Genomic DNA, 20,915 nt, shown 5'->3' on the forward strand with positions numbered 1-20,915 from the left:
GTCGGGATCCAGCCACCCCGCTGACGGGCGCTTGACGCGATTCCCCGGACCCGTAACGCGCTCCTGACGAGTACCGGGCCGGGTTGTGGCGAAGGTGTCCGGAGTGCCTCGGGATACAGCCCCGGTCTCAGGGCGCGCCCTCCGTCAACTGGCGGGCGTCGAAGCGCGACCACCGGCCGAGCCGGCGGTGCGCGGAGTCCAGTTCGCTCAGCAGCGGCGACGGCGGTACGGCGAGCACGGGGCAGGCCGCGTGGGCGACGCAGTACCGGACGACCGACGGGAACATCAGCCGGCGCAGGCCGCCGCGCCGCCCCGCGCCGATGACCAGGAGGTCGCCGGCGCGGTCGGCCGCCTCGACCAGCGCGGGGCCCGGCAGGCCGCGCGCGGTCACGCCCTGCCAGGGCACCCCGGGGCCCGCGCCGCCGAACGCGTCGTCCATGGTTTCGAGCAGCCGCTCCACCGCCGCCCGCTGGAAGTCGACCGCCGGAGGGCACACCAGGCGCCGCTGGGCCAGCTCGCCGTCCGGCGGCAGCCAGGACAGGACGGCCACGAGCTCGGCCCGGGTACGGCGCGCCTCGTCCACGGCCCGGTGCAGCGCCGCCAGGCTGCCCAGCGAACCACTCACCCCGACCACGACGCGCCGGCCCTCGGCACCGCTCATCGCTCCATCACTCCTCGGCTCACGCACCTGCTGACCTCAGTGCTCCCTGAATCAGTGCTCCCTGCATACGCCCGAGGACAGAGAGATGCCATGGCCTCCGGAAGCGCCTGACACTTCTCTGACGCGGGGGTACGTGCCCTCCTACGCGCCTCTACGCGTCTTGACGGGGCCGGCGGGGAGTGGCCGTCGGGAGGGTGAGGAGCATCGTGAAGGCGGAGCCGTTCGCCACGGGTTCGAGGGTGCCGCCCATCGCCTCGATCAGGCCTCGGGAGAGCCGCAGGATCACGGTGTCCGTCCTCGGTCGGCCCGCCTTCACCGGAGGCTCGGCGGGCTCCGCGCTCCCGGCCCGGTCGACGGTCCCGTCGGGGCCCCCGTCCGTCACGCGGATCGCCACCCGCCCGGGCCCGGACTCGGCCGTCAGCCGCGCGGGCACCTCGGACGGGGCGTGGCGCAGGGCCTCCGCCGCGAGGGCGGCCAGGACGCGGGTGAGCACCGCCGCGTCGGCGATCACGTCGGGCAGCCGTTCCGGCAGGCTGAACCGGATCCGCCGGCTGCCGGGGCCGAGGGTGTCCAGGACCTCGGTCAGGACTTCGTCGAGGTCGACGGGGCGCGGGTACATGTCGAGGGATTCGGCGTGCAGCCGGCTGAGGACGTCGAGGTCCCTGACGAGCTGGGCGGCACGGCGCACCGAGGACCGCGCCGTGGCGAGGGCCCCGTCCTCCTCCGCGGGGTGGGTGGCGAGGCGGCCGAGGGCCTCCTCGGCGGTGCGCAGCGGGGCCCTCAGGTCGCGGCTCGCGGCGAGGAGAAGGGAGGCCCGGGTGTGCTCGGCCTCGGCGCGGTGGCCGGTCTCGGCCGCGGCGACGGCGAGCCGGCCGTGCACGTACGCGAGCACCAGCTGCGCCGCGCACGCGCCGAGCAGCAGCCGGTCGTCGCTGCTCAGGCTCCGGCCCCGGGCGGCCAGGGTCAGTCCCTCACCGGCGGGGCACTCCACATCCGCGTCGTAAGGGCGGCGCGGCGGCTCCTCACCGGCGTCGGCGACCACGTGCCAGCGGGGCTCGGCGGGGTGGTCCGTGTCCTCTTCGAGGAGGCTGACCGCGTCGAGGCCGAAGTCCTCCCTGACCTGTTCGAGCAGGGCCGGCAGACCCTCACCGTGCATCAGGGCGGCTGCCAGCCGGCTGAGCGCCCGCGCCTCGGATCTCGCGCGGACGGCCTCGTAGGTCCGGCGCGCGGCCATGCCCGAGGCCATGCCGACCAGGATGGCCGTGGCCACGAAGACGACCAGGGCGAGCACGTCGGACGTGCGCTCGACGTGCAGGGAGTGCAGGGGCTCGGAGAAGTAGTAGTCGGCGAGCAGGCCCGCGGCCACCGCGGCGAGCAGGGCGGGCACGAGCCCGCCGACGAGCGCGATGACGACGATCCCCAGGAGGTAGAGCAGCAGGACGAAGGCGAGGTCCACGTCGTCGCGCATGGCGGCGAGGAACAGGGTGAGAGCGGGCAGCGCGACCGCCGCCAGCACCATCGCCGCCCAGAATCGCCGTCGCCACCCCGGTCCGGTGGCGTGCGGCGGGTGCGGGAGCCGCAGGCGCGGGGAGGAACCGGCGGCCTCCTCGTGGGTCACGACGAGCACGTCGATGGGCCCGGACCGCCGGATCGTGCGGTGCCCCACGCTTCCGTACAGGAAGGTCGAGAGGCGTCCGCGCCGACTGGCGCCCAGCACGATCTGGGTGACGTTCTCGGCCTCCGCGAACTGGATCAGGGTCTCGGGGAGGTCGTCGCCGGTGGTCTGGTGGTAGCTGCCGCCGAGCGACTCCACCAGGGAGCGCTGGGCGGTGAGGGCGGCCGGGTCGGCGTGGACGAGTCCGTCGCTCGGTACGACGTGGACGGCGAGGAGCTCGCTGCCGGGGGTGCGGGCGGTGACGCGGGCCGCCCGGCGGATCAGGGTCTCGCCCTCCGGGCCTCCGGTCAGGGCGACCATGATGCGTTCGCGGGTCTCCCAGGGGTCGGTGATGCCGTGCTCGGCGCGGTAGCGCTGCAGGCCTTCCTCGACGCGGTCGGCAAGCCACAGCAGCGCGAGTTCCCGCAGGGCGGTGAGGTTGCCTACGCGGAAGTAGTGGGTGAGGGCGGCCTCGACGCGGTCCGCGGGGTAGATCTCGCCGTGCAGCATGCGGCGCCGCAGCAGCTCCGGGTCCAGGTCGACGAGTTCGATCTGCTCGGCCCTGCGTGCCACCTCGTCGGGCAGGGTCTCGCGCTGCGGTACGCCGGTGATCTGCCGGACCACGTCGCCCAGGGATTCCAGGTGCTGGACGTTGAGGGTGGTGACGACGTCGATGCCCGCGTCGAGGAGCTCCTCGACGTCCTGCCACCGCTTGGCGTGGCGGGAGCCGGGCACGTTCGTGTGGGCGAGTTCGTCGACGAGGGCGACCTGCGGGTGGCGGGCGAGCACCGCGTCCAGGTCCATCTCGGTGAAGACCGCTCCGCGATGGGTCATGGTCCGCCGGGGGACGGTCTCCAGGCCCTCGGCGAGGGCGGCGGTGGGTCGTCGCCCGTGCGGTTCGACGAAGCCGACGACCACGTCCGTACCGAGCGAGCGCAGCCGCTGGGCTTCCTCCAGCATGGCGTACGTCTTTCCCACGCCGGGGGCTGCCCCCAGGTGGATCCGCAATCGTCCTCGCGGCATCGGCGGGCTCCTGCCGGCTGGTCGCACGCACGCGCTCTCCCTCCATGATGCGCGCGCCCGGGCCGCCAGGAGCCGCCCGCCGCCTCAGTGCTGGTGGGCGCCGCCTGCCGGTTTCTCCTCCGAAGCGGCCGCGCCGTGGCTTCCGTGGTCTCCGTGGCCCGGGACGGTGCCGTCCGGCTTGGCCACCAGGAAGAGGCCGGCCATGCCCATGTCGGAGTGGCTCTGGACGTGGCAGTGGTACATCCAGGCGCCTGCCCCGACGTGTTCTCCCGCGATGACCTGGAATCCGAAGGAATCGGCCGGGCCGGTGATCTTGTTGTCGATGACTCGGCTCACGTCCTCCGGGCCGGCCAGGAGCCCCGTACGGTTGTCCGCCCAGCGATGCCCGTGCATGTGGAACGTGTGGTAGTACTCGCCGTGCGTGATCATGATGATCTCCACCCGGTCCCCCACCGTGGCGAGGAAGTTGGGCGGATCGGCCGCCGGCCGGTTGTTGATCGTCATGTCGTTGAAGACGATCGTGAACTGCTTGTCCGGGAGGATGTCGCCCTTCCGACGCACGATCAGGCCGCCGTACAGACCCTTGCGGATGCCTCCTGTGCCGTGGTCCGTGCCGACGACGTGGTCGTGGTAGTGCCAGTACCCGGCACTGCCGGGGCGCCAGGTGCCGTCGGGGCGGCGGCCCGGCGCGTGGGTGCGCCAGGTGTACGTGCGGGTGGCGCCGGGTTCGACGTGGCTGCCGCTCATCCGCGTGCCGTCGTTGTCGATGTCGTAGTCCACACCGTGCGGATGCAGGCTCACGGCGACGTCCATCAGGTTCTCGAACTCGATGTGGAGGGTGTCGCCCTCGACGATCTCGATCAGCGGGCCGGGCACGGTGGCCTTGCCCTTCTCCAGGCCGTACGCCATCCGGCCGTCGGCCAACTTCTCGGCGTACAGCTTGAGATGGCGTATCTGGCCCCCGGCGGGGGCAGTTCTGGGTGGAGCGGCGGGTGCGGCGTTGGAGGCGGAGGCGAGAGACAACGATGTCACGCCGGTCGCGGCGACGGCCCCGCCCGCGAGCAGGCGACGGTTGAAGCTGCGTCTGTCCATGTCGAACTCTCCGGTCTTCGGGGGAGATTGACGGGTGCGGAGCCCCTGGGGACGGCCCACACGGTAGCGGGACGGCTGTCGTTTATCCACATCCAGGACAAAGTCGGTCCGGTTGCGGTCATAGCCCTTGGCGAACCAAGCAAAGAGGTCTAGCTTCAACGGCTGTTGTTGTGACCTCAGAGGGATGGGTGACCCATGAAGCGCACACCACATCGCCAACCGAGATCAAGAACAGGCCTTGCCGTGGCGGCACTTGGGGCAGGCGTTCTGACGGCCTCGCTGCTCGGCGGAGATCCCGCCTCGGCCAGACCGTATCCGGATCCACCGTCGACCCCGGCATCGACAACGTTGTCTCTCCCGTCTCCGCCGGGCGGCGCGAACGTGAAGGTGCTCGTCTTCCACGGTTCGGCGACCGCCGAGTCCCCGACGGTCGACGCGGGGATAGCGGCCGTCGAGTCCATCGGCCTGACCGGTCCGGCCGCCGGCCGCTTCCGTACGGAGGCCACGAACGACCCGGCCGTCTTCACCGACGCCAGGCGGCTCGGCAAGTTCAACGCCGTGGTGTTCCTGACCGGGGGCGGCGATGTGCTCGACCCGGAGCAGGAGGCGGGCCTGGAGACCTACATGGAGGCGGGCGGCGGATTCGTCGGCGTCCACGAGGCCGCCCGCACCGAGCCGTACTCCTCCTGGTTCACCGGCCTGGTCGGCGCACGGCCGACCGGCGCGCCGAGCAGCACGCAGCGCGCCGTGGTGGAGGTCGGCGACCGTCAGCACCCGGCCACCAAGTCCCTTCCGCTGGAGTGGAAGCGGCCCGACAAGTGGTTCAACTGGGACCGCAACCCCTCGGGCACCGTGCACACCGTGGCGCGGGTCCGGGAGGGCTCGTTCCAGCCGGCGGCCAAGCCGAACGGCTGGGACCACCCGGTGTCCTGGTGCCGTGACTACGACGGCGGCCGGTCCTTCTACACCGCCATGGGCGGCACCGTCGACAGCTACGCCGAGACGGACTTCCGCGACCACCTGCGTGGCGCGATCGCCTGGACCGCGCGCATCTCGCAGGCGGACTGCAAGGCGACGATCGACGCGAACTACACCGCCGAGCGGGTCACCAAGCCCAATCAGCCCGGCCAGAACGACCAGATCGGCGAGCCGCACGGCCTGGTCGCCGCCCCCGACGGGCGGATCCTGTACATCGGCCGCGGCGGCGCCGACTCGAGCGTTCCGGTGGTCACCGACTGGAACAACCCGGACATCGGCAAGGGCAACGGCGAGATCCACGTCTACGACCCGAAGACCAAGCTGGTCACCAAGGCCGGCGCGCTCACCGTCTTCGGCAACAAGGGCGGCGGCGATGAGCTGATCAAGAACGAGGAGGGGCTGCTCGGCATCGAGCTGGACCCCGAGTTCATGACCAACGGCTGGGTCTACCTGCACTACACCCCGCACTCCCGGATCGACCGCGCCGCGCACCTGGGCGAGCGGAGGGTCTCCCGCTTCACCCTCGACCTCGCGACGAACAAGCTCGATCTCGCGAGCGAGAAGGTGCTGCTGAACTGGCCCGTTCAGATCCACAGCTGCTGCCACGCGGGCGGCGGCATGGCCTGGGACTCCAAGGGCAACCTCTACATCGCCACAGGCGACACCAACTCGTCCGGATCCAGCGGCGGTTACTCGGGCAACAACCCCGCGCCGAACTTCCAGGGCGTCTCCTTCGCGGACGCGCGCCGCACCGCCGGCAACACCAACAACCTCAACGGCAAGATCCTGCGGATCCACCCCGAGGACGACGGCACCTACACCCTCCCCGCGGGCAATCTCTTCACCGGCGAGGAGACCGAGGAGGGCGGCGGGAAGACCCGGGGCGAGATCTACGTGATGGGCGTACGCAACCCCGCGCGCATCTCCGTCGACAGGGCGACCGACATCCTCTACGCGGGCTGGGTCGGCCCCGACGCGGGCGCGCCGTCGACGACCTGGGGCCCGGCGAAGTACGACACATTCGCCGCGATCACCAAGGCGGGCAACCACGGCTGGCCGTACTGCATGGGCAACAAGCAGCCCTACCGGGACCGCGGCCTGACCGATCCGAGCAAGCCGCTCGGCTGGTACGACTGCAACGCGCCGAAGAACGAGTCGCCCAACAACGACGGCCTCGTGAACCTGCCGCCGATCACGTCCAACACCATCTGGTACTCGCCCCAGGGCGGCGGCGTCGACTACCCGAGGGACGCCAACGGCATCCCGAGCTACAAGCAGGAGGAGCAGAAGCTGCTGCTCCCGTGGCTCAAGGGCGGCGGGCAGGCGACCATGAACGGTCCGCTGTACCGCTACGACGCGGCGAGCGACTCGACGGTCAAGTGGCCGTCGTACTGGGACGGCAAGTGGTTCGTCGGTGACTTCTACGACGGGGACCAGCCGCGGCACGCCGTGCTGACCGATCCGAAGACGGTCGGCAAGGGCGGACTGCCGGTGCACGCCGAGTCGTTGAAGAAGATCATCCCGGTCGGCCAGGGCGGCATCAGGAACCTGATGGACTGGAAGTTCGCCCCGGACGGTTCGCTGTACGTCCTCGACTACGGGCGCGGCTTCTTCACCTCGCACCCCGACTCCGCGCTGTGGCGCGTGACCTACAAGGGCGGCGGGCCCACCCCGGCCGCGGACCAGCTCGCACGGAAGGCGGCGCAGTGAACAGAAGCCTGTCCATGAGACACAGAGGCCCGAGCCTGTGGGCGGCCCTGCTGGCCGCCCTGGCGATGGTCGTGGGGCTGACCTCGGCCTCCGCCTACGGCAGGACCGACGACGGCCGGCGGTCCGCCGCGGCGCAGGTGCTGACCTGGAAGGCGGGCGATCCGATCGACCGCTACCTGGAGTTCCCGACGACGGCGGTGGCGGGCGCGACGACCATCGTCTTCGAGAACAGCACGGCGAGCGGCAACACGACCGGCATGCCGCACACCCTGACGTTCGACGTCTCCGACCCCGAGTACAACAACGACGTCCCGCTCAACATCCTGGCCAATCCGAGCGACGCGAACGGCGGCCGGCACACGGCCGAGGTGACGCTGACCCCGGGCCGGTACCTCTTCAAGTGCACGATCCCGGGCCACGGCCAGATGCAGGGCATCCTCACCGTCACCGAGGCAGGCAACGAGGACACCACCGCGCCGGAGACGACCGCCAAGGTCGAGGGGGACCGCAACGGCGACGGCGCGTACGTCGGCCAGGCGACGGTCACGCTCGGCGCGACGGACGCCGGTTCGGGCGTCGACAAGGTCGAGTACGCGGTCGGCGCGGACGGCCCGTGGCAGCCGTACACCGTCCCGGTCGTCGTCGACCAGGTCGGGGCGCACACGATCCGCTACCGGGCGAGCGACAAGGCGGGCAACACGGCCGCCGAGAAGACCGCCGCGTTCGCCGTCGTCGCCCCGCCCACCGACGACACGACGGCGCCCGAGACCTCGGCGACCGTGACCGGCGAGCAGGACGACCAGGGCCGCTACCTCGACATGGCCACGGTCACGGTCACCGCGTCCGACACCGGCTCGGGCGTCAACACCATCGAGTACGCGCTCGGCGACGGCGCCTGGCAGCCGTACACCGCGCCCGTGATGGTGCACCAGGCGGGCGCCCACACCGTCCGCTACAAGGCGACCGACAAGGCGGGCAACGCCGCCGCCGAGAAGACCGTGAGCTTCACGGTCGTGACCCAGCCCGATCCCGACACGACCGCCCCGGAGGCCTCCTCCACGGTCGCGGGGCAGCGCAACTCCGACGGCGCGTACATCACCAGCGCCATCGTGACACTGACGGCGACCGACGCGGACTCGGGCGTCGAGCGGATCGAGTACTCGCTCGACGCGGGCCCGTACCTGGAATACACCACCCCGGTGATCGTCGACCGCGTCGGCCACCACACGGTGCTGTACCGGGCGACGGACAAGGCGGGGAACACCTCCACGGCCAGGAACGTCTCCTTCACCGTCGCCGAGGGCGGCGGCGTGCCGGCGCCCAACTGCCCCGAGTTCGACGAGCGGTCGACGGTCATCGTCGGGACGGTCGACACCGGCGTCCCGAACCGGATGACCAACAGCCGCTGCACGGTCAACGAACTCATCGAGGACGAGAAGGACTGGTCCTCGCACGCGCTGTTCCTCAAGCACGTCGACACGGTGATCGACCGGCTGCTCGCCGACGGTGTCATCGACACCCGCGAGCACAGGAAGATCTACCGCGCGGCCAAGCAGTCGGGCATCGGCAAGCCGGGCCAGACCGAGGGGTACCGCGACCTCTTCGACGGCACCGCCGCGTCCTTCTCCAAGTGGCAGCACGTCGGCGGCGGCAAGTTCGCGCTCGGCGCGGACGGGGCCATGACCAGCAGCACCACGGTGCCGGGCATGGGCATGCTGTGGTTCCCGCAGCGGCAGTACGGCGACTTCTCGCTCAAGCTCCAGTGGCGCGACGACGCCCCCGGCGCCGGCAACGCCAACGGCGGTGTCTTCGTGCGCTTCCCGTACGTCCATGACAACCCCGAGGAGTCGCGCCCCGAGTGGGTCGCGATCAAGTACGGCCATGAGATCCAGGTCCTCGACCGGCCCGACGGCGACATGTACAAGTCGGGCTCGATCTACGGCTTCGACCGGGTGGGCCTCGCCGGCGCCGGCGTGACCCCCAAGGGCACCTGGAACGACTACGAGATCCGGGTGGAGGGCCAGCACTACTCGGTCTTCCGCAACGGCAAGCTCATCAACGAGTTCGACAACACCGGCGGTCAGCTCTTCCAGCCGCCGCGGGCCGACGACCCGGGCACCGACGGCCGGCGCTACGCCTCCGGCTACATCGGCCTCCAGGTCCACGGCACGACGGACGTCATCTCGTACCGCAATATCCGGGTGAAGCAGCTCTAGCCCGCGAGAGACGTGAGGGCCCCTCCCCCGTCCCGGGAGGGGCCCTCACCTGTGCTCAGGACGGCAGGTTCTGCTCCGCCCAGACCACCTTGCCGGTCTCCGTGCGGCAGGTGCCCCAGCGGCGGCAGAGCATGTTGATGAGCTGGAGCCCCCGGCCGCCCTCGTCGCTGAGGTCGGCGTGCTGGATCTGGGGCAGGTCGGGGCCGGTGTCGGAGACCTCCACGACGAGCCGCTCGCCCCGCAGCAGCCGGAGCCGGCCGGGGCCGTTGCCGTAGCGCAGGGCGTTGCCGACGAGTTCCGACACGACGAGCTCGCAGACGTCGGCGAGCTCCGCCAGCTCCCAGTCGGCCAGTTGCTCCGTGACAAGCCGCCGCGCCACGGATGCCGCACGCCCCTCCCTGGGCAGCTCCCACTCGCGCAGCTCGTCCGGGGTGCCCGAGGCGGTCGTCGCGGCCAGGAGCACGGCCTCGTCGAAGCGGGGCGCGTCGGCCGGGGCACGCTCGAGGAGGGCGCCGCGTGCGAGGGCGTCGGACGTCAGTCCGCGCGCCGCCGACCGCAGCCGCTCCAGCTGGTGGTCCAGGTCGGTACGCCGGGACTTGACGAGACCGTCGGAGTAGAGGACGAGATGGCCGTCCTCCGGCACCTTCAGCCGGATCGGGTCGTACGGAATCACTCCCGCGCCGAGCGGCGCGCCGACCGGTACGTCCACGAACTCGGCGGCGCCCTGCCCGTCGAGGAGCAGCGGGGGCAGGTGCCCGGCGCTGGCCAGCGTGTACGTCGCGTCGGCCGGGTCGAAGACCGCGCAGAGGAACGTGGCGACCTGCTCGTCCTCCAGGTCACGGGTGGCGAGGTCGAGCCGGGCCAGCACGCGCTCGGGCGCCATGTCCAGGGTCATCAGGGTCCGGGCGACGGCCCGCAGCCGCCCCATGGTCGCGGCGGCGGGCAGCCCGTGGCCCATGACGTCGCCCACCATGAGGGCCGTACGTCCGCCGGGCAGGGCCATGACGTCGTACCAGTCCCCGCCGACGCCGTGGTGGGCGGTCGAGGGCGCGTACTCGGCGTGGACGCGCAGCCCCGGCGTCACCGGGGTCGCGCGGGGCAGCAGGCTGCGCTGGAGCGAGACGACGCGCTCGCGCTCGCGCCCGTACAGCCGGGCGTTGTCGATGTAGACGGCGGCCTGGGAGGCGAGGTGCTCCGCGAGGGCGAGGTCCGTGGTGGAGAACGGCGGTGTGCCGCGGCCGCGGACGAAGTCCGCGCTGCCGAGCAGCAGTCCGCGGGCGATCAGCGGGACGGCGAGGTAGCTGTGCACTCCGGCGGCGCGCATGCTCGCGGCGGCGCTCTCCGTCGGCGCGACCCGGAGGTAGTCGGCCTCTCCCATCCGGCTCACGAGGACCGGCCTGCCCTGGCGCAGGCAGTACCGGTGGAGCAGCGTCTCGTGGGCCTCCTCGGACCGGACGGAGGTCTCGCCGACCGGGGTGGGCTCCAGGGTGGCCAGCTCGTCGACGGCGCACAGGGCGGTGGCCCGCATGAGCGGAACGCCGCTGCCCGTCCACCGTGCGCCCTCGTCGCCCCGCAGTACGCTCTCCAGGATGTCGACGGCGGCCCCGTCGGCGAAGCCCGGCACGGTGAACTCCGCCAGCTCCTGGGCGGTGCGCTCCAGGTCCAGGGTGGTGCCGATCCTGGACCCCGCGGAGTTCAGCCAGGCGAGCCGACCCCGTGTGCTGATCCGGTCGAGGGGAACCTCGCCGGCGCTCGCCGCGAGCCGCTTGCGCGCCCCGGCCGAGCGGAACAACGCCGCACCGTTTCCGGCCGAGGCGCGGCGCGCCAGGCGCCGTCTGCCGTTGCCGCCACTCACTCTTTCGGCCTCCAGACAGGGATTCGACCGCTGTTGGTGCCCAGCATGCACCTCTTCCCGGCCGATTGGGATGATCTCGGCGGGCAGCGTTCGAAGGTGACCCGGCTGTGACGCGGTGCGGGACGCCTGCCGGTCAGCCGAAGTCGGGGATCGGGTGCTCGGGAGCGAGTGCCGCCGCGATGCGCTGGGCGATGACGTGGGCGGTGTGGCCGTCGGATGCGGCGGGGCCCTGGGTGGTCGAGACGGCGATGGCCAGGCGCTCGGACGGGAGGTAGTCCATGGAGGCGGAGTAGCCGAAGAAGAGGGGGTGCTGGGAGATCCAGTCGCCGAGCACGACCACGCCCATGCCGTAGTGGGTGGCTTCGGTGTTCGCCAGGCAGACGGTCGCCGGGCAGGTGGGGGTCTGGTGGCCGAGGCCCACCGTGCCCGGGTTCAGGAGCTGTTGGTACGAGGACGGCGAGAGCAGCTCCCCCGAGCCGATGGCGGCGGCCGAGCGGGCCAGGTCGCAGATGTCGGTGGTCTGGACGGCGCCGGGGGCGGTGGTCCACGAGGGGTTCCAGAAGGTGGACTCCTCGTACGTCCCCCGGTCGGCGGTGAAGGCGTGCAGGACGGGCTCCGGAATGTCGGGCGTGAAGCTGTTGCTGGTCTCGCGCAGCCCGAGCGGGCCCAGGATCTGACGCCGGAGCAGGACGTCGAGCCGGGTCCCGGTGATCTTCTCCAGGGCGGCGCCGAGGAGGAGGAAGTTGGCGTGCGAGTAGCTCCAGTTCGTACCTGGGTCGTACCAGCGCGGCCCGCCGGCCGACAGGGCCACCAACTCCTTCGCGGTCCACTGGCGGAACGGGTCGGCGGAGACGGCCTGCTGGAACTCGGGGAGGGGGACGTAGTCGCGGAGACCGGTGGTGGACGCGGCCAGCATGCGCAGGGTGATCCGCTCGCCGTTCGGAAGGTCGGGCAGCCAGCGCGCGACGGGGTCGTCGAGACCGACCTTGCCCTGGTCGACCAGGCGGAGCAGGGCCGTTCCCATGTAGCTGATCGCCACGTTGCCGTTGCGGAAGTGCAGGGCGGGGTCGGCCGGTACGCCCGTCATCGACTCGCCGAGCGCGGCGGTGACGACCTCACGGCCGTCGACGGTGACGCGCACGGTGACGGACTTGAGGTCCATCTCCGTCCTGGCCTGCTCGGCGACGCGCACGACGTCGCGGGCCGGGCCGTGGGCGGGCACTCGGGAGCCGGCGCACGGCCCGCGGCGGCCGCCGTCGCCCGCCGCTGTGCCGGCGGCGGTGCCCGCGGCCGTGACCGAGGTGCTGAGGGCGACGAGTGCGGTGAGCGCGGCGACGAGGGCACGGCGGGACCGCGCGGTGGAACGGGCTGGAGTCATGGCCGGAGTATCGGCCGGGGGCTCCCGTGCGGCGGGTCGGCGGGCGCCGACCCGCGCGGACGTCACCCGCAAAGTCGCACAGGCGCCCGGAGCGCCGTCAGCGGACGACGTCGAAGACCTGCTTCTGCAGGCCGTTGGCGTACGCCTCGTACTCGACGAGCTTCAGCTTCTGGGCGTCCTTGTCGGTGGTGCTGAACAGGCGCTTTCCGGCGCCGAGCAGGAGCGGGAAGACCAGCAGGTGGTAGCGGTCGATGAGGCCCGCGTCCGAGAGGGCCTGGTTCAGGCTCGCGCTGCCGTGGACGATGATCGGGCCGCCCTCGGTCTCCTTCAGCGCGGCCACGTCGTCGAGCGAGCGCAGGATCGTGGTGTCGCCCCAGTCGGAGACCAGCCGGTCCTCGGTGAGCGTGGTGGAGACGACGTACTTCGGCATCACCTTGTACTCGGCGAACTCCTCCATGGCCGGCCACACCGGGCTGAACGCCTCGTAGCTGACCCGGCCAAGGAGCATCGCGGCGGCCTCCTGCTGCTCGCGCCCCTTGATCTCGTAGGCCTCCGGGAGGAACTCGGTGTGCTTGAAGGTCCAGCCGGAGTTGCGGTACCCGGGCTCTCCGCCCGGCGCCTCCACGACGCCGTCGAGCGAGATGAAGGCCGTTGAGATCAGCGTGCGCATCAGAGTTCCCTTGCTGTCGTGGGCGTGGGTGGGGCGAGGCCCGTCAGGGTGATCATTCCACCCGGGCGAGCACCAGTCGCAGCGCCACCCGGCCGCCCGCATACTGGGACGGGCGGGAATCCTCCCCGCAGGAGGGCCTGTGGACCCGAGACTCCGAAGCGTCTCCCACCGCTCCTGGGGCGACGCCCCCGACGGCACCGCGTGGCGGCTCGTGCGCGCGCTCCCGTTCCTCCTGGCGGGCCTCGGCATCGCCTTCCAGCTCGCCACCCCCAGAGAACTGACCGGCACCCCGCTCTTCGTCTCGGCACCCCTGATCGCGGCGCCGCTCTTCACCGGCTGGGCGACCGCGCTCTTCGGCGCGTTCGGCCTGGTCGCCATCGTGCTCCTGCACCGATCGATGCCCGTGATGCCCGGGAGCGGCGCGGTCCTCGGCCTTGTGACGGAGGCCGCCACCGTCGTCTTCGTCACGGCGATCGCCGTTCTCCTCAACCGTGTCGTGCGGCACAGCCGCGAGCGGCTCGCGACGGCCCGGGGCGTGGCCGAGGCGGCCCAGCGGGCCGTCCTGCCGACTCCGCCCCAGCGCGTCGACGGCCTCCGGCTGGGCGCCCGCTACGAGGCCGCCCAGGAGGACACCCTGATCGGCGGGGATCTCTACGCGGCGAGCGCCTCGCCGCACGGTGTCCGTCTCCTGATCGGCGATGTCAGGGGCAAGGGGCTCGGCGCGATCGAGACGGTCTCCGTGCTCCTGGGGGCCTTCTGGGAGGCGGTGGACAGGGAGCCGGAGCTCGCCGCCGTGATGGGGAGCCTGGAGCGCGCCCTGTCCCGGGAGGGCGCGCGCCGCAGCGGCATCGACGACCTGGAGGGGTTCGCCACCTGCGCGCTCGTGGAGATACCGCCGGGTCACGAGGTCGTGCGCGTGCTCTACCACGGGCACCCCGAACCGCTGCTCCTCGCCGACGGCGGCGTCACCGGCCTCACACCCCGGGAGTTCGCCCTGCCGCTGGGCCTCGGGGGCGTCGGCTCCGGGCCGGCCACCGCCGACGTCTGGGCGTTCCCGCCCGAGGCCATGCTCCTGCTCTACACGGACGGGCTCTCGGAGGCCCGTGACGCCTCCGGAATCATGTACGAACCGGCGGATCGGCTGCGCGGGCGCGCCTTCTCCTCGCCCGAGCGGCTGCTCACCGCGCTCGTGACCGATGTCCGAGGCCACTCCGACGGCGGCGCGTCCGACGACATGGCCCTGCTCGCCGTCCAACGCCCTTCGCGGCCGCCTCCGCAACGCCCGGCCCGCGCAGGCCGGCCCCTTCGCGGTCAGTCCTTGTAGTCCGGGCAGGTCCGGTCGAGCAGGCGCAGCATCGCCGCCCAGGCGAGGTCGTAGGCGTCGTCGTCCTGGAAGTCCGCGGAGGCCTCGCCGGCCAGCTGTCGGGCCGTGTACGCGCAGATCTCGGCCGACGGGACGGTCAGGGCGCCGCCGCCCCCCTGCGCCGTGACCTGGATCTCGCAGGCCCGCTCCAGGTAGTACATCCGCAGGAAGGCCTGGGCCGCGCTCTCGCCGACCGTCAGGAGACCGTGGTTGCGCAGGATCAGCGCCGGGTGCGTGCCGATGTCGGCGACCAGGCGCTCCTGTTCGTCGAGGTTGAGGGCGACGCCCTCGTAGTCGTGGTAGCCGACGCGGTCGTAGAACTCCATCGACATCTGGTTGAGGGGGAGCAGTCCGCCCTCCTGCGCGGCGACGGCGCAGCCGGCCTTGGTGTGGGTGTGGAGCACGCAGTGGGCGTCGGTACGGGCCGCGTGGATGGCGCTGTGGATCACGAACCCGGCCGGGTTGACGGGGTACGGGGTCGGCTCGACCGGGTTCCCGTCGAGGTCGATCTTGACCAGGTTGGAGGCGGTGATCTCCTCGAAGAGGAGCCCGTAGGGGTTGATCAGGAAGTGGTGGTCGGGTCCTGGCAGGCGCAGCGAGATGTGGGTGAAGATCAGGTCGGTCATCCGGAAGTGCGCGACGAGCCGGTACACGGCGGCGAGTTCGCGGCGCAGCCTCAGCTCCTCGGCGGCGTCCGCGCCGGGCGTGGTCGACGGGAGGGGTGCGGTGACGGTCATGCGGGGGCTCCTGCGGTGGTGGGGTCGACGACGGGCGTGAGGGGGCGCCCGGTGCGGTGCCAGGCGACGATGTTCTCGGCGGGGCGGCACACGTAGCCGCGGCGCGAGGTGTCGGACAGGAAGGCGCTGTGCGGGGAGAGCTGGATACGGGGGTGACGGCGCAGCGGGTCGTCGGCCGGCGGCGGTTCGACCGGGAGGACGTCGAGGGCCGCACCGGCCAGGCGGTGGGAGTCGAGAGCCGCCAACAGCGCCTCGGGATCGACGAGTTCACCGCGTGCGACGTTCACGAGGAAGCCGCCGGGGCGCATCCGCTCGAGGAGCGCGGCGTCGACGAGGCGGTGGGTGCCCGGGGTCAACGGGACGTGCAGGGAGAGGACGTCGGAGGCGGCGGCGAGTTCGCCGAGGTCCTCGTACCGCTGGACGCCGGCCGGCCAGTGGGCGGGGTCGGCGTGCGGGTCGAAGGCGGCCACGCGGCCGAAGACGGGGGCCGCGAACGTGGCCAGTGTCCGGGCGATCCGGCCGAACCCGACGAGTCCCAGCGTCAGTTCGCTCGCACGGCGCGGCAGAGGGCCCTGATCGACGAACTCCGCGTTCCAGCCGCCGGCCCGGACGACGGCGTCGGCCTGCGGGAGCCGCCGCACCAGCGAGAGGGCGGAGGCGAGGGCGTGGACGGCCACGTCCTCCGTCGCCACGTCGGGCAGGTTCGTCACCCACAGGCCCCGCCGCCGGGCCTCCTCCGTGTCGACCATGTCGTACCCGGCGGACATCGTGGCGAGGATCCGCACCCCGCGCAGCCGGTCGAGCAGCGCGGCGTCGATCCGCGCGTAGCCGACGATCAGGGCGTCGGCGTCGCGGGCGGTCTCGGCGAGGACGTCGGGGTCCCGGGTCCCCGCGACGCGGACCTCGAATCCGGCGTCCACGAGCAGCCGTACCCCCGGCCGCGGGTCCAGGTCCTCGGTGTCGGTGAACACGGCGACCGGACGACTGGCAACGGGACGGCTCACGGGACTCCCCTCTTCGCAGTGATGGACGATTCGTTCGCTCGAATCGCCAACAAGCTACGTTTCAGCAGTTTGCGATGTCCAGGGCCGCCGATATCACATACTTGTGACGCGCGTCACGATCGATTCAGCACCGACCGCCGGTGGCCGAGAATGACGACGGAACGAACAGAGGAGAACCCCCTGTGGACCTGGACCACATCGACCTGGCCATCGTGCGCGAGCTGCAGACCGACGGACGCCTCACCTACGAGGCGCTCGCCCAGCGCGTCGGACTGTCCCGGCCCGCGACGCGCGCCCGCGTGCAGCGCCTCCTGGAGCCGGGAACCGTACGGGTCGTCGCCGTCGTCCACCCCGCGGTCCGCGGGCTGACCGCGTCCGCGCACCTGTCGATCGACGTGCGCGGCGCGGCGGAGCCCGTGGCGCGGGCGATCGCCGCGATGCCGCAGGCCCCCTTCGTCACCCTCACCGCCGGCCGGCACGCCATCATGGCCGAGCTGCGCACCCCGGGCTTCGACGCGCTCGACCGGACGATCGAAGCCGTGCGCTCGGTACCGAACGTCGCGGGGGTCGATCCGCTGATCAGCACCCGCCACCTCAAGGACCCCTACCTGATGGCGGACGATCCGACGGTCTCGGACCTCGACGAGACCGACTTCCGGCTCCTCGACGCCCTCGAACAGGACGGCCGCCTGCCGTTCGCCGATCTCGCCGAGCGCGTCGGGCTCTCCCCCGGCGCCACCCGCGCGCGCACGCTCCGGCTCCTGGAGGGCGGCGTGGTCAAGGTGCTCGCGCTGATCCGGCCCGAGGTCCTGGGCCTCGGCCTCCTCTGCGGGTTCGCCGTGCGCGTCGAGGGCGCGCGCGAGCCCGTCGCCCGGGAGCTGGCGGCCTGGGACCAGGTCTCCTTCCTCTCCGCCTGCGTCGGGCGGGCGGAGCTGGTCGGCACCATCACCGCCGAGTCCCTCGGGTCGGCACGGGCGACGCTCGACGCCGCGCGCGCCCTGCCCGGCGTGCGCGGGGTGGAGAGCTGGGTCCACCTGGAGCTGGTCAAGGAGCGGTACGACCTCGGCACCCCCGCCGCGTAGCGAGACGGCCGACCGCGACGCCGTCGGCCGCGACACCGTCGGCCGCGACACCCCCGCCACAGACGATCCGTAAGCGAAACGAGTCCACACCTCCGAAGAGTTTTTTCCGTTCACCTCTGGCCAACGCGTCGTTCGTTCCCTATCGTCCTCACGAACGATTCAGCCGTTCTGGCACCCCCTTGGCCGAAAGCAGGCTCCCCTCATGCACCACCCCCTCCCCAGGACCCGCGCCGAGCGCACCCTCCTCGTCACCGGCGCGGCCGTCGCCGTCCCGGGCACCGACGTGCGGGCCGAGGCCCTCGCCGTCCGCGGCGACCGTGTCGTCCACGTCGGCACGGCCGCCGACGCCCGCGCCGCCCTCGGCGGCAGCGCCGACGAGACCCTGGAGCTCGACGGCGGCCTGGTCCACCCGGGCTTCGTCGACGCCCACTGCCACCCCGTGATGTACGGCCAGGCGCTCGCCTGGGTCGACTGTCGCCCCGAGCGCGTTCCGGACATCGACACCCTCGTCGCCGTGCTGACCGAGGCCGCCCGCGAGCTGCCCGCCGGCGTACCCGTCCGCGGCTTCGGCTACGAGCACCGCCGGCTCGCCGAGCGTCGGCACCCCACCTGTCACGACCTCGACCGGATCGCCACCGACCGCGAGGTGTACGTCATGAACGCCTCCGGCCACGGCGGCGTCGTCAACTCCCACACTCTGCGCGCCTGCGGCATCACGGCCGGCACCCCGGACCCCGAGGGCGGATCCATCGGACGGCTGGAGTCCGGCGAGCCGGACGGGCAGCTGTGGGACGCCGCCTGCGACCTGCTCACCGGCCCCGGCGGCGTGAAGATCGGCAACCACGGCCCGAACTTCCACCTCTCCGAGCCCGACGCGATCATGGCCGACCATCTGATGCGGGCCCAGGAGACGTTCCTGGCCGCCGGTGTGACGACGGTCGGCGACGCCCAGGCCTCGCGCCGGGAGATGGAGACCTATCTGCGGGCCCGCGCCGACGGCTCGCTGCGCATGCGGGTCTCGGCGTACCTCACCTCCGCGCTGGTCGACACCGCCCTCGACCTCGGCGCGGTGCGCGGCTTCGGCGACGACCTGTTCCGTGTCCAGGGCGTGAAGTTCTACGCGGACGGGACGCTCGGCGGCTGGACCGCGTACTTCCCCGAGGGGTACGCCGCCGACTGCTGCCACCACGGGCAGCTCTACCACTCGGCCGAGGAGTACGCGGAGATCGTCGCGAAGGCGCACCGGGCCGGCCTCCAGACCGCGACCCACGCGCAGTCCCCCTTCGCGATCGGCATGGTCCTCGACGCGATCGAGAAGGCCCAGGCGGACGTTCCGCGCCCCGACATGCGCCACCGCATCGAGCACTGCGGCCTGCCGACCGACGAGCAGATCACGCGCATGGGCGAGCTCGGCGTCGTCCCCGTCATGCAGCCGCAGCACCACCTCCGTACCGGCGACGGCACGCTGACGGCGGTCGGCGACCTCGGCCACCGGTACAACCCGGCCGGGCCCTGCCTGCCCGCCGGCGTCCCGGTCGTGTTCAGCTCCGACGCGCCCGTCGCCCCGCCCGCCCCGCTGGAGGCCGTCTCGGCGGCGGCGACCCGCCGTACCGTCCTCGGCACGGTCCTCGGCGACGAGTCGCTGCGCGTGTCCGTCGCCGAAGGTCTGCACGCCCACACCGGTGCCGCCGCGGCGGCCCTGCACCGCGAGCACGCCGTCGGCGCCCTCGCGCCCGGGATGCTCGCCGACTTCGTCGTCCTCGACGCGGACCCGCTGCTCGCCGACCCGGCCGCGCTCGCCTCGATCGGCGTCCGCGAGACCTGGATCGGCGGCGAGCGCGCCTGGGCGGCACCGGGCCGCTGAGGCGTCGTAGCTCGTGGCGCCCAGCAGCTCCCCCGCTCCCGGCCGCCCCGCTCCCTCCCCGCGCCCCACTCCCCCGCACCACCGTCACCGCGTTCCCCCGCCGTACCCCCGTCCCCACAACTCCCCCTGCTCACCGCCCAGCCGGAGGCCCCTCGTGTCCCAGTCCCCAGCGGCACGCCCGCAGAACCCGATGAGAGCCGCGCTCGCCGCCCTCGTCGGCACATCCATCGAGTGGTACGACTTCTACGCCTTCGCCACCGCCGCCGCGATCGTCTTCGACGACGTCTTCTTCCCCGCCGACATGCCCCCGGCGCTGCGGACCCTGTCCGCCTTCGGCACCTTCGCCGTCGGCTTCCTGCTCCGCCCCCTCGGCGGGATCGTCTTCGGGCACATCGGTGATCGGGTCGGCCGCAAGAAGACCCTCGTCATCACGCTGCTCATGATGGGCGTCGCCTCCTTCGCGATCGGTCTGCTCCCGACGTACGCCCAGGTAGGCGTCCTCGCTCCGATCCTGCTCATCGTGCTCCGCCTGATCCAGGGCATCGCGATCGGCGGCGAGTGGGGCGGCGCGGTCCTCGTCGCCGTGGAGAACGCGCCCAAGGGCCGGGCCACCTTCTTCGGTTCCTTCGCCCAACTCGGCTCCTCCGTGGGCGCCCTGCTGTCCACCGGCGCCTTCTCCCTGATGAACCTCTGGGGAGACGAGGCCTTCGACAGCTGGGGCTGGCGCGTGCCGTTCCTCGCCTCCGCGGTCCTCGTCGTCATCGGCCTCGTCATCCGGCTGAAGCTGGAGGAGGCCCCGGTCATGGAGGAGATCCGGGCCCAGAACACCGTCGAGACGAAGCTCCCGCTCGTGGAGGTCCTCCAGACCTCCTGGCGCACCGTCCTCGTCGGAGTCTTCGCGCTCGCCACCGCGACCGGCGGCTACTACGTGGTGACCAGCTACCTCCTGGCGTACGGGACGGGCGAGCTGGAACTCTCCGAGTCGATGCTCCTGAACGGCCTCTCCCTGGCGGCCTTCCTGGAACTCGTCGTCACCCCCGGCCTGTCCTGGCTCGGTGACCGCATCGGCGCACACAAGGTCGTCGTGGCGGGCCTGGCGGGCGTCATCGTCCTGTCCGTCCCGCAGTTCCTGGCGCTCGGGACCGGGAGCGTGGTCCTGATCTACCTCAGCATGCTGGCGATGCGGCTCGTGATGTCCGCGCTGTACGGCCCCATCGCGGCGATCCTCGCCGAGGGCTTCGAGCCCCGGGTGCGCTACACCGGCATCTCGCTCTCCTACCAGATCTGCAACATGATCTTCGGCGGCTTCGCCCCGCTGGCCGCGGTCTCGCTCACCGCGCTCGTCGGCGGCCACTACTGGCCGGCCGCGGCCCTGCTCATGGCCATCTCCGCGATCGGCATCTGGTGCACGCTGCGCCTGCGCCGACTGGGCGCGCCCGAGGCGGGCGACGTGGCACCGCGCCCGGCGAAGGCGACCGTGCCGGTGGCGTGACCGGAGGGGCCGGCCGGGGTCATGGGCATCCGTGCCCATGGCCCCGGCCGCGTCTCATGTCCGGCGGCGCGGATTGGACGTTCCACCGAGGGAGTTCGGCGTCCCTGGTCGGGAACGCGCCTTGTTCGTCGAGGGC

At 72.3% G+C, this 20,915-nt stretch carries 14 protein-coding genes; 6 read left to right on the forward strand and 8 right to left on the reverse strand.

Annotation, left to right across the window (positions count from 1 at the left end; translation table 11 throughout):
- Window positions 1-127: 127 nt before the first annotated feature.
- The 3 genes from ACWCO8_RS04700 to ACWCO8_RS04710 form a co-directional block, all read right to left on the reverse strand.
- A complete protein-coding gene (locus ACWCO8_RS04700) occupies window positions 128-661 on the reverse strand; it encodes a universal stress protein (RefSeq protein ID WP_384509132.1) in 534 nt (177 codons plus the stop codon).
- Between the two features lie 151 nt (window positions 662-812).
- A complete protein-coding gene (locus tag ACWCO8_RS04705) occupies window positions 813-3,338 on the reverse strand; it encodes a DUF4118 domain-containing protein (RefSeq protein WP_451030915.1) in 2,526 nt (841 codons plus the stop codon).
- A gap of 84 nt (window positions 3,339-3,422) precedes the next feature.
- Window positions 3,423-4,430, reverse strand: coding sequence for a multicopper oxidase domain-containing protein (locus tag ACWCO8_RS04710; protein WP_451030916.1), 1,008 nt, complete (start codon window positions 4,428-4,430; stop codon window positions 3,423-3,425).
- Window positions 4,431-4,625: 195 nt separating this feature from the next.
- Here ACWCO8_RS04710 and ACWCO8_RS04715 point away from each other — a divergent pair, with 195 nt between their 5' ends.
- Window positions 4,626-7,118 (forward strand): ThuA domain-containing protein, encoded by a 2,493-nt coding sequence (locus ACWCO8_RS04715; RefSeq protein ID WP_451030917.1) that lies wholly within the window; start codon window positions 4,626-4,628, stop codon window positions 7,116-7,118.
- 14 nt (window positions 7,119-7,132) lie between these two features.
- Window positions 7,133-9,334 carry an OmpL47-type beta-barrel domain-containing protein gene (locus ACWCO8_RS04720; protein WP_451030918.1) on the forward strand — a complete coding sequence of 734 codons (2,202 nt, stop codon included), beginning with the start codon at window positions 7,133-7,135 and terminating at the stop codon, window positions 9,332-9,334.
- Between the two features lie 55 nt (window positions 9,335-9,389).
- On the opposite strand, the gene ACWCO8_RS04725 is transcribed toward ACWCO8_RS04720, so the two are convergent.
- From ACWCO8_RS04725 to ACWCO8_RS04735, 3 genes are all read right to left on the reverse strand, one after another.
- On the reverse strand, window positions 9,390-11,189 hold the full coding sequence (locus tag ACWCO8_RS04725; RefSeq protein WP_451030919.1) for an ATP-binding SpoIIE family protein phosphatase: 1,800 nt from the start codon (window positions 11,187-11,189) through the stop codon (window positions 9,390-9,392).
- Between the two features lie 133 nt (window positions 11,190-11,322).
- Window positions 11,323-12,567: a serine hydrolase domain-containing protein gene (locus ACWCO8_RS04730; RefSeq protein ID WP_451030920.1), complete on the reverse strand. Its 1,245-nt coding sequence runs from the start codon at window positions 12,565-12,567 to the stop codon at window positions 11,323-11,325.
- Between the two features lie 97 nt (window positions 12,568-12,664).
- Entirely contained in the window at window positions 12,665-13,237 is a 573-nt protein-coding gene (locus ACWCO8_RS04735) for a dihydrofolate reductase family protein (protein ID WP_451030921.1), read from the reverse strand.
- A 139-nt stretch (window positions 13,238-13,376) separates the two neighbouring features.
- Between ACWCO8_RS04735 and ACWCO8_RS04740 the strand changes: the two genes are divergently transcribed.
- Window positions 13,377-14,561 carry a PP2C family protein-serine/threonine phosphatase gene (locus tag ACWCO8_RS04740; RefSeq protein ID WP_451030922.1) on the forward strand — a complete coding sequence of 395 codons (1,185 nt, stop codon included), beginning with the start codon at window positions 13,377-13,379 and terminating at the stop codon, window positions 14,559-14,561.
- Here ACWCO8_RS04740 and ACWCO8_RS04745 read toward each other — a convergent pair.
- Together ACWCO8_RS04745 and ACWCO8_RS04750 are read right to left on the reverse strand one after the other, a co-directional pair.
- Window positions 14,549-15,337 carry a class II aldolase/adducin family protein gene (locus tag ACWCO8_RS04745; RefSeq protein WP_451030923.1) on the reverse strand — a complete coding sequence of 263 codons (789 nt, stop codon included), beginning with the start codon at window positions 15,335-15,337 and terminating at the stop codon, window positions 14,549-14,551. The genes ACWCO8_RS04740 and ACWCO8_RS04745 overlap by 13 nt on opposite strands.
- A complete protein-coding gene (locus ACWCO8_RS04750; protein WP_451030924.1) occupies window positions 15,334-16,341 on the reverse strand; it encodes a C-terminal binding protein in 1,008 nt (335 codons plus the stop codon). The genes ACWCO8_RS04745 and ACWCO8_RS04750 overlap by 4 nt, the downstream gene beginning before the upstream one ends.
- Before the next feature lie 182 nt (window positions 16,342-16,523).
- On the opposite strand from ACWCO8_RS04750, the gene ACWCO8_RS04755 reads away from it, so the two are divergent.
- The 3 genes from ACWCO8_RS04755 to ACWCO8_RS04765 all read left to right on the forward strand — a co-directional run bounded on the left by ACWCO8_RS04755 (window position 16,524) and on the right by ACWCO8_RS04765 (window position 20,779).
- On the forward strand, window positions 16,524-17,423 hold the full coding sequence (locus ACWCO8_RS04755; RefSeq protein WP_451030925.1) for an Lrp/AsnC family transcriptional regulator: 900 nt from the start codon (window positions 16,524-16,526) through the stop codon (window positions 17,421-17,423).
- A gap of 202 nt (window positions 17,424-17,625) precedes the next feature.
- Window positions 17,626-19,287, forward strand: a complete 1,662-nt coding sequence (locus tag ACWCO8_RS04760; RefSeq protein ID WP_451030926.1) for an amidohydrolase — start codon at window positions 17,626-17,628, stop codon at window positions 19,285-19,287.
- A gap of 154 nt (window positions 19,288-19,441) precedes the next feature.
- Entirely contained in the window at window positions 19,442-20,779 is a 1,338-nt protein-coding gene (locus tag ACWCO8_RS04765; RefSeq protein ID WP_392095515.1) for an MFS transporter, read from the forward strand.
- Window positions 20,780-20,915 lie beyond the last annotated feature (136 nt).

Source organism: Streptomyces sp. NPDC001927 (assembly GCF_053594455.1).

Excerpts from the sequence above, each read along its gene's own strand:
- ACWCO8_RS04700 (WP_384509132.1), bottom strand. The coding sequence starts at position 661 with ATGAGCGGTGCCGAGGGCCGGCGCGTCGTGGTCGGGGTGAGTGGTTCG.
- ACWCO8_RS04705 (WP_451030915.1), bottom strand. The coding sequence starts at position 3,338 with ATGCCGCGAGGACGATTGCGGATCCACCTGGGGGCAGCCCCCGGCGTG.
- ACWCO8_RS04710 (WP_451030916.1), bottom strand. The coding sequence starts at position 4,430 with ATGGACAGACGCAGCTTCAACCGTCGCCTGCTCGCGGGCGGGGCCGTC.
- ACWCO8_RS04715 (WP_451030917.1), top strand. The coding sequence starts at position 4,626 with ATGAAGCGCACACCACATCGCCAACCGAGATCAAGAACAGGCCTTGCC.
- ACWCO8_RS04720 (WP_451030918.1), top strand. The coding sequence starts at position 7,133 with ATGAGACACAGAGGCCCGAGCCTGTGGGCGGCCCTGCTGGCCGCCCTG.
- ACWCO8_RS04730 (WP_451030920.1), bottom strand. The coding sequence starts at position 12,567 with ATGACTCCAGCCCGTTCCACCGCGCGGTCCCGCCGTGCCCTCGTCGCC.
- ACWCO8_RS04735 (WP_451030921.1), bottom strand. The coding sequence starts at position 13,237 with ATGCGCACGCTGATCTCAACGGCCTTCATCTCGCTCGACGGCGTCGTG.
- ACWCO8_RS04745 (WP_451030923.1), bottom strand. The coding sequence starts at position 15,337 with ATGACCGTCACCGCACCCCTCCCGTCGACCACGCCCGGCGCGGACGCC.
- ACWCO8_RS04760 (WP_451030926.1), top strand. The coding sequence starts at position 17,626 with ATGCACCACCCCCTCCCCAGGACCCGCGCCGAGCGCACCCTCCTCGTC.